Here is a 12,878-nt window from a genome sequence, read left to right as displayed (position 1 = left end):
GATGGAAAGACCTCGTTTAAAAATGCGATTGGGTGATTTGCTGGTGCATGAAGGCATCATCAGCGAACAACAGCTCGGTCGCGCGCTGGCAGAACAAAAACAAACGGGTCGCAAACTTGGCGCCAGCCTGATTGATTTGGCATTTTTATCGGAAGAGCAACTGCTGCAGTTTTTGGCGCAGCAGCTGAATGTGTCGTTTTTAGATATCACCAAATTACGGATTGACCCGAAAGCCGCGCAGTTATTGCCGGAAGTACACGCCCGCCGGTTACGTGCTTTGGTGTTGGAAGATCGCGGCCACTCGGTATTGCTAGGCATGAGCGATCCGGCCGATTTATCTATTCTCGACCAAATCGCGCCGTTGCTGGAACCGAAAACCATCGACATTGCGGTGGTGCGCGAAAGTCAGCTGATTGAAGCTTTTAACAATTTATACCGCCGCACCAAAGAAATTGAGTCGATTGCGCATCAATTACAGGAAGAATACGAAGACACCGATGCCATTGATTTTACGGCATTAAGCGCGGAAAACGACAAAGACAACACCATAGTCCGGTTACTGCAGTCGTTGTTTGAAGATGCAGTGCAAGTGCGGGCCTCGGATATTCATATCGAACCTGACGAACAAGTACTGCGCATCCGGCAGCGGGTTGATGGGGTGTTGCAGGAAAATATTCTGAAAGAAACCGGCATCGCTTCGGCGCTGGTGCTGCGGTTAAAACTGATGGCGGGTTTGGATATTTCCGAAAAACGCTTGCCACAGGACGGTCGTTTTCAGATCAAAGTCAAAGGCCACACCATTGATGTGCGGATGTCGACCATGCCGGTGCAGCATGGCGAATCGGTGGTGATGCGTTTACTCGATCAATCGGCCGGCTTACTGACGCTGGATGAAACCGGCATGCCAGCTGATTTGCTGAAAAAACTCCGGCGGATTATTCAAAGCCCACACGGCATGGTGTTGGTGACAGGCCCCACCGGTTCGGGGAAGACCACCACTTTGTACGGTGTGTTGTCGGAGCTAAATCAGTCCGGGGTGAAAATTATTACCGTCGAAGATCCGGTGGAATACCGCTTGCCGCGGATTAATCAGGTACAGATTAACCATAAAATCGGCCTCGATTTTGCCGGTGTGTTACGTACCAGCTTGCGGCAGGATCCGGATATTCTGATGGTTGGTGAAATGCGTGACCAGGAAACCGCCGAAATGGGTTTACGCGGCGCTTTAACCGGCCATTTGGTGCTATCCACTTTGCACACCAACGATGCGGTCACCAGTACTTTGCGGCTGATTGATATGGGCGCGGCGCCTTACCTGGTGGCGAGTGCGCTGCGGGCAATCGTCGCGCAGCGTCTAGTGCGGCGGATTTGCCAGCACTGCAAACAGCCATATCAACCGGACGAGCTGGAGCAAACCTGGCTGGCGCATTTTAAAGCCAAAGGCGAGCTGAAATTCTGGCAAGGTCGTGGTTGTCAGTCCTGTAATTTCAGTGGTTATAAAGGCCGGCTTGGCGTGTTTGAACTGTTAGTAATTAATAAACCTTTGGCCGATGCGCTGCGCCGCAACGATAGCGAAGAATTTGCGCAACTGGCGTATCAGTCGGAAAGCTTCCGCACGTTGGGCAGTATGGCATTAAGCTACGCTCAGCAAGGCATAACTACGCTGGAGGAAGTGATCAAAGTCTCTGAATACGTTGAACTTGATGATCTGAAAGCTGAGGGAGCCCAGCCCTGATGGCAAATTATCGATATGCAGCGCGGGACCAAAACGGTCAGATGCAAAACGGCGTGATTGAAGCGGGCAGTGAAACCACTGCCGCCGATTTACTCAGCCGCCGTTTGCTTATTCCGCTGCAGATTGAACTGATCCCCGATAAATCGGCGCCCTGGTGGAAGATGGATCTGAGCCAGCCGAAAGTCGGCTTAACCGAGCTGATTGTATTCGCGCGGCAGATGTATTCGCTGATGCGCGCTGGTATTCCGATTATCCGCGCTATTCGCGGTCTGGCCGACAGTACCGCCTCCAAAGCGCTGAATGTGGTGCTGTCGGATTTAGCCGATCAGCTGGAAAAAGGCCGTAATTTATCGGTGGCGATGGCCAGTCACCCGAAAGTATTTAACCGTTTAATCGTTAGCATTGTGCATGTCGGCGAGAACACCGGCCGCTTGGATGATGCGTTTTCGCAGTTGTCGGATTATTTCGAACAGGAAATGGAAACCCGCAAACAAATCAAACAAGCCACCCGTTATCCAATGTTTGTGTTGCTGGCAATAGTTGCTGCGATGGTGATTCTAAACCTGTTTGTGATCCCGCAGTTTGCCAATATGTTTGCCAAATTTAATGCTGAGCTGCCGTGGGCGACCCAGGTGTTGTTGGCGACTTCGAACTTTTTTATCAATTATTGGCCGTATTTATTGCTGAGTGTGTTGGCTGCAACCGTAGCTATGTATCGATATCTGCACACGCCAAGCGGTAGTTATCGCTGGAGCAAGCTGAAATTACGGCTGCCAATTATGGGCGACATTATCAACCGCGCCACGTTGGGCCGTTATGCCCGTAGTTTTTCACTGATGTTACGCGCCGGAGTGCCGCTGACCTCGGCGTTAAGTCTGGTGGCCGAAGCGGTCGATAACGATTTTATGGCGGAGAAAATCCGCGAGATGCGGCGCAATATCGAGCGCGGCGAGAGTCTGGTGCGGGTGTCCGGCCAGAGTAATTTATTCACACCGCTGGTGATGCAAATGCTGGCGGTGGGCGAAGAAACCGGTCAGGTCGATGATATGTTGCAGGAAGTAGCCCTGTTTTATGAACGGGAAGTGGCGTTTGACTTAAAAAGTCTGACCGCCAAAATTGAACCGATCCTGATTGTGATTGTAGCGGTGATGGTATTGATCCTGGCTTTGGGTATTTTCACCCCAATGTGGGACATGCTGAACGCTTATAAAAAGGGTAGTTAAACAGAACTTGGCAATTGTCAAAAAAGCTGTCATTAATTAGTGATATATAAATATTATTTCCTTGCGGAGCAATACCATGAAATCAATCTCTAAACGGCAACAAGGTTTTACCTTAATTGAATTAGTTATCGTGATTATTATTCTGGGTTTATTAGCAGCGACTGCGTTACCGCGGTTTTTGAATGTGACCGAACAAGCTGAAAACGTATCGGTTGAAGGGACTGCCGGTGGTTTTGCGTCTGCAGTAGGTTTGGTACGTGCATCTTGGGAAGTTGCGGGACGTCCGAACGGTGATGGTACTAAAGTTGATGTTGATTATGATGGTGTACCGGTATCAGTTGCTGTCGCCAGCGGTTTCCCAGCTGGTGGTGTAGGTGTTGCAGGCTTGACTGCGGCTGCCTGTAAAACTGTAATGGATACCATTTTTCAGTCTGCACCAAGCTCTGTGGCTGAGGATGCCGCTGTTGATGTCGATGATATGGCGACCGTCAGCTTTTACGCTCGATTAGCTGGCTCAACCTGTGTTTATCATCAGACGGCTGGATTAACTGCATTACCCGCAAATAACGATACAAGCAACGGTTTTATTTATAATCCAGCTACTGGCCAAGTAAGTTCGTTCTTGAAAAAGCCATAATTTATTTCATTAGTTGAGGGTTTGTTATGAAAAAGAATCAAGGTTTTACCCTCGTCGAACTGGTCATCGTGATCGTGATTCTGGGCATTTTAGCGGTCACCGCAGCTCCAAGGTTTTTAAATTTAGGCGCTGATGCCAGAGCTGGCACTTTAGATGCAGTTCGTGGATCGTTAGAATCTGCTGGCGCTATGGTGTTCAGTAAAGCCATTTTGCAAGGTGTGGAGAATGCTGGAACTGCAACTGTAACGAATCCTGAAGTGGACGTTGTATTTGGTTTTCCGGCTGCGACTGCAGCGGCTATGACTGCAGTGTTGGAACTTGATGACGACCAATGGACCGTCACTGCACCACCAGCAACACCGGTAGGGACAGTGGCTATTACTCCGGAAGGTGTACTGTATACCGCGACTGTTACTGATGCCTGTCAGGTGCTTTATGCAGTTGCAACCGACGACAACAGGCCGGTGATTACGGTTCAGGCCGAAGGCTGCTAACCCAGCCACTAAACCAGGCGCCGATCATGCAAAACCAGACCGGATTTACCTTAGTTGAACTGGTGGTGGTGATTTTGATCGGTGGTATTTTGGCAGTCACAGTACTGCCAAATTTTTTTAATGTAGAAGATGAAAATTTACAAGGCCAGCGGGATCAGTTGCTGGCCTTAACTCACCAGTTGCAGCTGCAAAGTATGCAGGACACTGCGAACTTAACCACGACCTGTCCCACTTTAGTCATCACCAATACTGCCGCTGGCTTGGCCGAAAACAATGCTTGTAACCCTACGGCCGGTTTTGTTCAAGACGCTGAAAATCCACAACAAATTATCTGGCAAGCCGATGCTGCGATCAGCAGTGATGTCGGACTACCGCTGTTACTGCGTTTTGACAGCTGGGGGCGGCCACAAGGTGCTTGTATCAATGGCTGCGATATACGTCTTATTCAGAACGGCATCCAGCAGCGGATTTGCGTCGAGCGCAGCGGATATATCCATTTATGCTAATCCCGCAGATCGCAACACCAGCAACGTCAACAGCCACCCCAAAACATGCCGGCTTTACCCTGCTGGAACTGATTGTCGGCGTGGTGGTACTTGGTATTGCACTCTTGATGATCAGCAGTATTTTAGGCCCGATGTATATCCGCAGTGCCGAACCCTGGCATCAGGTGCGGGCGGCTGAACTTGGCCATAGCCTGATGAATGAAATTTTGGCGCGTAGTTTTGATGAAAACTCCAGTCGCGGCACCACTTTATTGCGCTGCAACGAAGCTGGCGCTGACAGCTGCATTACTGCTATGCCTGCTTGTCCGGCCAACGGTATGAGCAGCGCCACCGAAGAAGCCAACCGCGATCTATACGACGATGTCGACGATTTCCATTGTTTTCGCGGGGATGGCGCGGCGGTTAGTAATATTTTGAATGAAAGTCTGGCCGACAGTTACCGCAATTATCAGGTAGCAGTATTGGTAAGCTATGCTGGCGCTGACGTTGGCTTACCCAATCAAAGTGCCAAAAGAGTGGATATCAGCGTGATACTCCCTTCAGGTGATAGCATTGCCTTTAGCAGTTACAAAGGAAACTGGTAATGCGCCGCCTGCTTCAGTCGCCACAGCAGATCACAGGCCAGCTGAAAAAAAGCCAGCTGGGGGTGACCCTAGTCGAGCTGGTGGTGGTGATCTTGTTGCTGGGAATTCTGGCGACCGGCCTCACCAGTTATCTACGGATTGGTGCAACCATGGTGGTGGATGCCACCGCAGTCCAACAAACCTTGCAACAAAGCCGCTTTGCGCTGGAACGGGTAGTGCGGGAACTGCGCGGCGCCGTACCGAATAGCGTGCGGGTGCAGAATAGCGCCGACAATAGTGTCAGCTGCGTTGAATTTACGCCCTTGGTGCAAAGTGGCGTCTATCGTGATTTGCCTTTGTATCCAGACCGTCGCAACTGGATTGGTATCACTACTTTCAACAGCGGCTGGACCGCACAAACCGGGCAACGCCTCAGCGTTTATCCGACCGCTGCCGACCATATTTATGATTTAACTCAGGCACGTACTGGCGTCGTCGCTGAAAATCAAAATGCTATGGATGATGGCGATGGCAACGCCAATACCCGTCGGATCAGACTAGACAATATCAGTGGGGAGTTGATGGCCTACATCACCGAATCACCACAAAAACGTTTTTATCTGCTGGATAGCCCGGTCAGTTTTTGTCTGGTCGGTCAGCAACTACGCCGGTATAGCGGCTATGGTTTTAATGTGGCTCAGCCAATGCCACCAGTGCCACCGCCACCGAGCGGTTTAGGCGATGTCATTGCCACCGGACTCACCAATCAAAGCGATGAACCGGCTTTTTTACTCAAGGCCGCCGTGCTTAACCGTAATGCGGTGCTGCACCTGTTCTGGCGGTTCAGTCCGGCACGGGATGTCGGCCAAGATTTATTTTTTAATCATGAGGTTCATATTTCAAATGTGCCTTAACAACTTGAACCAACACCGAATGTCGCAGCAAACCGCAATTCGCGCAGGCTGTTGTCGAGCCACCCGATACCAGCAAGCAGGCAGCTCTTTGGTGATGGCGCTGTTTATTATTGTGCTGATGAGCGTGTTGCTGCTGGCACTGGGTCGGCAGCTGATTAGTTCCAGCACTTCGGTCAGCATTGAAGTTCAGGGCAACCGCGCTTTTAATGCCGCCCAATCAGGCTTGCAATTGGGGCTGGCGCAGTTATTTCCACTTAATACCACAGCGAGTTGCGCCGCAGTTGCAGCAAGTTTTTCATTTAGCCAGCCGGGTTTACAAAGTTGTACGGCCACCCTCAGCTGTTCACAGGTTGACAATCCTGATGATCCCACGCCATCACGGCCTTTATTCCGGTTGAGCAGTGCTGGTCGTTGCGAGGCCGGTGATATCCGTAGCAGCAGAGTTGTGGTGATGGAGGCCTATTGATGAGAATGTTGGCGATACAAGCATGGGCGAGAAAGTGGCTAACCATCTTATGTTGCTGCTGGATAGGGCAAGTGTGGGCGATTGGCGAAACCTGCGACCAAATCTGGACTCAGCCAGTGCGCGCCAATTCGGCAGTGCCAGCCTGGGGTTATTGTTTTGGTAATAATCCGGCTTGTTACAATGTGACCGGTGCGACCACGCTAAATAGCTTACCTGCGACCCTGACGGCTGGCGATTATTTCCTGACCGGTAATATTGGTAACAATACCAATCTTGCCGCGAGTGGCGCCACGGTAAGAGTTTTCGTGAATGGTAATTTGAGTATTGGCAATAATGTAAGGCTTAATCAGGCAGGTCCCGCGCAAAATTTACAGCTGGTGGTCAGCGGTTCGGTCAGTATTGGCAATAACGCGCTAGTGAACGGATTTATTCTGGCCGGTGGTGCTATCACTATTAATGACAGCGCAGGCACCGTGATCAACGGCGGCATTACCGCCAATGGCGCTATCACCAGTGGCGCCAGCAGTAGCTTCACATTTAATAGTACAGCACTGAGTTTGCTCCAAGGCGGCGTGGTCTGTGGCTTGGGCTTAACTTGTTTTAATGACAATTTCCAGGCGAGTAGTTTAAGCGACAGCTGGGTGGTTAGTCGCAGCAGCGGCACATTTACACCTGCTATTGTGAATGGCCGGTTGCGGATCACCCAAAACGTTGGCAATCAATCCACTGCAGCCAATTTCCAGCGCTTATTTCCTGGTCTTGCCAACTTAGTGGTGGTTGAATTTGATCAATTAGCCTATGGCGGGAGCGGTGCCGATGGTATGGCGGTGGTGTTGTCTGATGCCAGCGTGACACCACAGCCTGGCGCTTTTGGTGGACCGCTGGGATATGGCATTAAACCTGGCATTCCCGGTTTTGCTGGTGGTTGGTTGGGAGTCGGGATTGATGAATTTGGCAATTTTTCGGGGGAAGGGGGCCCGGCAAGTCCAGGGCAACGCCGCCAAGCGGTCGCGCTGCGTGGTTCCGGTTCCGGAAGCACCGGTTATCGTTATCTGGCGGGCACTTGTAATAATGGCACCACCAATACCAATAGCAATTGTTTGTCACCGGCGGTGGATAACAATGCGGGTTCGCCACACCGTTATAAGGTCACGATTGATTCAAGAGTTGGCGGTCAGGCGATGGTGAAGGTGGAACGGAACACCGGTAGTGGTTATCAGACTCTGATCAATAACTTTAATGCGTTAACCGCGACCGGCCAGGCCGCCGTACCTACCAATTTTTCTTTATCGTTAACCGGCTCGACCGGCGGCTCCACGAATATCCATGAGCTGGATAACTTACAAATCTGCGCCTTAAAATCCGAGCCGGTCGGTGAGCAGATTGACCATTTTGAACTCAGTTCCACCGGTCAGGCGCTGACCTGTAAACCCGAAACCATTACCGTCAAAGCTTGTAAAAACCCGGCATGTACCGAGCTGGTAACCAGTCCGGTCAGTGCCACGTTAATTCCGGCGTCGGGTTGGATCAGCGGTACTGGCTTAACCGGTGGCAACGTGCTGAATTTCAGCGGTGGCACTGCCACTGCAAATTTGTCGCGAACCACGATCGGTACAGTGACTATTGGTGTTTCAGCCTCGGTTCCTATCACCAAACCACTTAACGTCCCATATTTGTGTCAGATTGGCGCTTCGCCTCAATGTGATGTCAATTTTTCTGACAGCGGCCTGGTATTTTCGGTGCCGGATAAACTTGCGGCCAAACCGGCCAGCGGTATTGAAGTCCAGGCAGTAAAAAAAGTTGGCAGCCAATCTTGTGCACCGAGTTTTGTCAGTGTCAGCCGCACGCTGCAGTTTTGGTCAACGTATAAAAGCCCGCTGGCGCCAGGCTTAAATCCCACAGCGCGGGTAACGGTCGGTCAGGGGAACAATAGCAGCGAAGTAGGTGTTACTGAGGAGACAGCCACTGCGATGCAACTCAACTTTGATGCCCAAGGTAAAGCCACTATTGATGTGAATTACCACGATGCCGGCCAACTGCAATTAGACGCCAAATATTTTGGCAGTGTTGCCACTAACGACGCCGGACTTGTTCTTACTGGCGCAGACACTTTTGTCAGCGCACCGGCCGGGGTTTGCATTACACCCGAACAAACATGCGAGACGTCTGATGAAAATTGCCCGGCGTTTAAAAAAACCGGTGCAAATTTCAGCGCGACTTTAAGTGCCCGTGCCTGGGAAAAAGAAAACGATAACGATTTTTGTAATAACGGCAAAACACCTTCGTTCATTCTTACTGCAATACCACTGAGCCATAGTCTGGTGCAACCTGCAGGTGGTGAACCTGGTACTTTGACCCCAAACCAATATAGTCACACAGCTCATGTGGATGCTAACACCGAGGTGACGGGGCTTAGCTTTAGCGAAGTTGGTGTTTTTAGGTTAAACGCCGGTAATGCGCTCAGCGGTGACAATCTGACTTACCTCGGCTTCCCGATCAACCTTGGCAGCAGTATGAACTTGAACTATCCAGTTGGGCGGATCGTGCCGGATCGATTTAAACTGGATGACAGCAAGATCACGAACACCAGCACCTGCGACAAATTTCATTATTTATCGCAACCGGCGCTACTGGATATCACAGTGGAAGCATTAAATCATGAAGGGGATATAACACAGAATTACCATGGTGTTTTTGCCAAAGCAACGGCATCGCTGGTGGCAGAAAATAACAATAATAAGAAAGATTTAACCCCGCGGATCCAACCACAGCCGACATTGTTGGACTGGGTTCATGGCAGGTCCGAGCTCACGGCATTGCCGTTTAGTTTACAGCGCGCAAACATAGTTGACGGGTCTTTTGAGTCGGTGTTGTTTGGCATGCTGTTAGACGATGTAGATGGCACTCCTCTGGCAGGTTTAAATCAACGTACTGATACCGATGACGACTGTGAAGCCTCGAATAATTGCCAGAGTATCACCCTGGACGATGCCAAGCCCTGGCGTTATGGCCGGTTACAGATAGTCAACGCGCTTGGCTCGGAGCAAAGTAATTTACCGGTACAGCTAAAAGCCGAATATTGGAAAGATCAGCAATTTGTGCCAAACACCCTGGATAATTGCAGCCCGGTGCAGCCCGCACTGTTGCAGGCGACGGCGATTACACCGGGCGCGCCGGTACTGACGGTGGGTGGCAATAACAGCACCCTGCAAAACGGCAACAGTGCTGCTTTTGATTTATTGCTGTCACCGCCCGGCATTGAAAGCAGTTATGAGTTGCGATACCAGCTCGATGCCTTTCCCTGGTTGCAGTACGATTGGAATCCCGGCGTCGCCCCGTTATTGGAAAACCCAACAGGGGAAGCTGTGTTCGGCGGTTTTCGCGGCAATAACCGGCAGATCTTTTGGCGCGAGAATTAATGGTGGTGTTGCTTTCAGGAATTCGGTATGAGGTGTGCCACATTGTGGCGCACTACCGCTGACGCGGTGAGTGACGCCCTACGGCATTTTTCTTTTAAAACAATATGTTAAAAGATTTTTAAGCGTAGGGCGTACTCGCCGAAGGCAGTACGCCGCTAAAGTCGCTTCAATTGCCGACATCGACGCGGATTAAAACGCCTGCGCTGGATTTAAATCGGAACCTAAACCGCCCATCCTTGTCTTACTTGCACTTTCCTGCACATTCGTAGGCAGACATTGTCGTATCTGGGCTGCATCTCGATATGTTTCTTGGTTTAATTTTGTAAAAGTGTAAGATAGAGCTATTTTCTTGGCGCATTGTTTCTTAAAATATGCGCACAATTTTTGTCGTGTTGTGTGTAGACCCAGGCTGGTGGCTTTGAGGTGCACGTGACCGTAGTAGGCGCCCCATAAAGTAGGATTAACTCTGTTCATGTTAAAAAAATTACGCGGTTTATTTTCAAACGATTTATCCATCGACCTGGGTACAGCCAACACACTGATTTATGTTAAAGACCAAGGCATCGTGCTGAATGAACCTTCAGTCGTCGCCATCCGCCAGGAACGTGCTGGTGGTCCAAAAAGCGTTGCCGCCGTAGGCCACGCTGCCAAGCGGATGTTAGGTCGCACCCCTGGTAATATTAAAGCCATTCGTCCAATGAAAGACGGCGTAATCGCCGACTTCTACGTTACCGAAAAAATGCTGCAGCATTTTATTAAACAAGCCCACAGCAATAGTTTCCTGCGTCCAAGCCCGCGGGTATTGGTCTGTGTGCCTTGCGGTTCTACCCAGGTAGAACGCCGCGCCATTCGTGAATCAGCCCAGGGTGCTGGTGCCCGCGAAGTGTACTTAATCGACGAGCCAATGGCTGCAGCAATCGGCGCTGGTTTACCAGTGTCAGAAGCGACCGGTTCGATGGTGGTGGATATCGGTGGTGGTACCACTGAAGTTGCCATCATCTCGTTAAACGGCGTGGTGTATTCATCGTCGGTACGGATCGGCGGTGACAAATTTGACGACGCTATCATCAACTACATCCGCCGTAACTACGGCATCCTGATTGGTGAAGCGACCGCTGAACGGATCAAAACCGAAATCGGTTCTGCGTACCCAAGTGATGAAATCCTCGAAATTGAAGTGCGCGGCCGTAACCTGGCTGAAGGTGTGCCTCGTAGTTTCACCATGACCAGCAACGAAATTCTTGAAGCCTTACAAGAACCTTTGGCCGGTATCGTTTCGGCGGTGATGGTGGCGCTGGAACAATCGCCACCAGAGCTGGCTTCAGATATTTCTGAACGTGGCATGGTGCTGACCGGTGGTGGCGCGTTATTACGTGATTTAGACCGCCTGTTGATGGAAGAAACCGGTATTCCGGTAGTGGTTGCTGATGATCCGCTGACCTGTGTTGCTCGTGGCGGTGGTAAAGCACTGGAAATGATCGACGTGCACGGCGGCGATGTGTTCAGTTACGACTAACTGACACTGAGCGCCTGTTCCCGCCATGAAACCTTTTTTTGATCGTGGCCCTTCACTGCCGTTGCGGTTATTTATCGCACTGTTGTGCAGTGTCGGGCTGATTACCCTCGACCATTACACCGACAGCTCTGTGCAATTGCGCTCTTATCTGACCGCAACCGTCAGCCCGTTATTCTATTTGGCGAATATGCCGCAGGATATGGTGTTCGGGGCTTCCGAGCAGTTTATGTCGCAGCAAAAGCTGATCGAAGAAAACAGCCGCTTAAAAGACACCTTGTTACTGCAAAACGGTCAGTTACAACGTTTGCAGTTTCTGCAGCAGGAAAACGACAAACTTCGCGCTTTACTCGGCACCAGTCCGGTCACCGAAGGTCAGCGGCTGATTGCTGAAGTGTTGGCGGTGTACAGCCATCCGTTCAGTCATCAAATCGTGCTGAACAAAGGTTCGAAAGACGGCGTCACCAACGGTCAGCCAATCATCGATGATTTAGGCGTGCTGGGGCAGGTGGTGAGTGTCGGGCCTTCCAGTAGCCGCGCTTTGCTGATTGCCGATAATACCCATGCCATGTCGGTGCGGGTCGAACGCACCGGTTTAAGCGCAGTGGCCGAAGGTATTGGTCAGTCGGATGCGTTAAGGCTTATTCATTTACCACACAGTACCGATGTTGAAGTTGGCGATCGTTTATTAACTTCAGGCCTGGATGGCGTGTTTCCGGAAGGTTATCCGGTGGCGCAGGTCATTAAAGTACAGCGTGATGCCCGGCAGCCGTTTTTACAGGTGCTCGCCGAGCCTTACGCCAAACTGGATCGTATTCGTTATGCGTTATTGGTGTGGCCACATCGTGGAACCAGTCAAGTTGACCCACAAATTCTTGAAGAAATGACCCCACCTGAGCAAGGACAGGACTGATGCAAAACTCCTGGCGCTTTTTATACATTCATCTGACTCTGCTGTTGGCACTACTGCTGAACGTGATGCCATTGCCGGCCGCGGTGAAATTATTCCGGCCTGATTGGCCCTTGCTGGTGCTGTGTTATTGGGTGTTGGCGCTGCCGCATCGCACTAATATCGGCACCGCTTTTATGCTGGGTTTTCTGGTCGATGTGATGGTCGGCACCGTGCTTGGTGTCAATGCTTTTGGCTATTCGGTGATTTGCTTTGTCGTTGCTGCTAACCATTTGAAAATTCGTAATTTTTCGGTGTTGCAGCAAAGCCTGCTGGTCGGGTTATTGCTGGCGTTATATCACCTGGTGGTGTTCTGGCTCAGCCACTTCCTGACCGGGGTTTATTTCCGCGCTGCTTACTTGTGGCCGGTGCTGACGGGCATGATAGTATGGCCTTACATCTTCTGGTTTTTACGTCGTACCAGGCGTCAATTTAAAATACAGTGATCAATCATCAGTA

General features: G+C 50.8%; 12 protein-coding genes. All 12 read left to right on the top strand.

Annotated features, from left to right (window positions below):
- The first annotated feature begins 1 nt into the window (after position 1).
- The 12 genes from A5320_RS06195 (at position 2) to mreD (ending at position 12,865) form a co-directional block, all read left to right on the top strand.
- Positions 2-1,735 carry a GspE/PulE family protein gene (locus A5320_RS06195; RefSeq protein ID WP_068062269.1) on the top strand — a complete coding sequence of 578 codons (1,734 nt, stop codon included), beginning with the start codon at positions 2-4 and terminating at the stop codon, positions 1,733-1,735.
- Complete coding sequence (locus A5320_RS06190) at positions 1,735-2,958, top strand: type II secretion system F family protein (protein WP_068062266.1); 1,224 nt, start codon at positions 1,735-1,737, stop codon at positions 2,956-2,958. Before A5320_RS06195 ends, A5320_RS06190 begins: the two co-directional genes overlap by 1 nt.
- 76 nt (positions 2,959-3,034) lie before the next feature.
- Positions 3,035-3,595: a prepilin-type N-terminal cleavage/methylation domain-containing protein gene (locus A5320_RS22355; protein WP_197489998.1), complete on the top strand. Its 561-nt coding sequence runs from the start codon at positions 3,035-3,037 to the stop codon at positions 3,593-3,595.
- Positions 3,596-3,621: 26 nt separating this feature from the next.
- Positions 3,622-4,089: a type II secretion system protein gene (locus A5320_RS22350; protein ID WP_068062265.1), complete on the top strand. Its 468-nt coding sequence runs from the start codon at positions 3,622-3,624 to the stop codon at positions 4,087-4,089.
- Positions 4,090-4,115: 26 nt separating this feature from the next.
- Positions 4,116-4,595: a type II secretion system protein gene (locus A5320_RS22345; RefSeq protein ID WP_068062263.1), complete on the top strand. Its 480-nt coding sequence runs from the start codon at positions 4,116-4,118 to the stop codon at positions 4,593-4,595.
- Positions 4,589-5,179, top strand: a complete 591-nt coding sequence (locus tag A5320_RS06170; RefSeq protein ID WP_068062260.1) for a type IV pilus modification PilV family protein — start codon at positions 4,589-4,591, stop codon at positions 5,177-5,179. Before A5320_RS22345 ends, A5320_RS06170 begins: the two co-directional genes overlap by 7 nt.
- A complete protein-coding gene (locus tag A5320_RS06165; protein WP_068062258.1) occupies positions 5,179-6,072 on the top strand; it encodes a prepilin-type N-terminal cleavage/methylation domain-containing protein in 894 nt (297 codons plus the stop codon). Before A5320_RS06170 ends, A5320_RS06165 begins: the two co-directional genes overlap by 1 nt.
- Before the next feature lie 19 nt (positions 6,073-6,091).
- Entirely contained in the window at positions 6,092-6,538 is a 447-nt protein-coding gene (locus A5320_RS06160) for a hypothetical protein (RefSeq protein WP_068062257.1), read from the top strand.
- The gene (locus tag A5320_RS06155; RefSeq protein ID WP_157605663.1) at positions 6,538-9,957 is read left to right on the top strand and encodes a DUF6701 domain-containing protein; all 3,420 of its coding nucleotides are present in this window, start codon (positions 6,538-6,540) and stop codon (positions 9,955-9,957) included. The genes A5320_RS06160 and A5320_RS06155 overlap by 1 nt, the downstream gene beginning before the upstream one ends.
- A 472-nt stretch (positions 9,958-10,429) precedes the next feature.
- Positions 10,430-11,473 (top strand): rod shape-determining protein, encoded by a 1,044-nt coding sequence (locus A5320_RS06150; protein WP_068062256.1) that lies wholly within the window; start codon positions 10,430-10,432, stop codon positions 11,471-11,473.
- Between the two features lie 25 nt (positions 11,474-11,498).
- Positions 11,499-12,383 (top strand): rod shape-determining protein MreC, encoded by an 885-nt coding sequence (gene mreC, locus A5320_RS06145; RefSeq protein WP_068062255.1) that lies wholly within the window; start codon positions 11,499-11,501, stop codon positions 12,381-12,383.
- Positions 12,383-12,865, top strand: coding sequence for a rod shape-determining protein MreD (gene mreD, locus A5320_RS06140; RefSeq protein ID WP_068062254.1), 483 nt, complete (start codon positions 12,383-12,385; stop codon positions 12,863-12,865). The genes mreC and mreD overlap by 1 nt, the downstream gene beginning before the upstream one ends.
- Positions 12,866-12,878: the final 13 nt, after the last annotated feature.

This window comes from Rheinheimera sp. SA_1 (assembly GCF_001669775.1).
In the GTDB taxonomy this organism is placed as follows: domain Bacteria; phylum Pseudomonadota; class Gammaproteobacteria; order Enterobacterales; family Alteromonadaceae; genus Pararheinheimera.
Note: the sequence above shows the minus strand (reverse complement) of the source record. Positions and strands in the feature narration are given on the sequence as shown.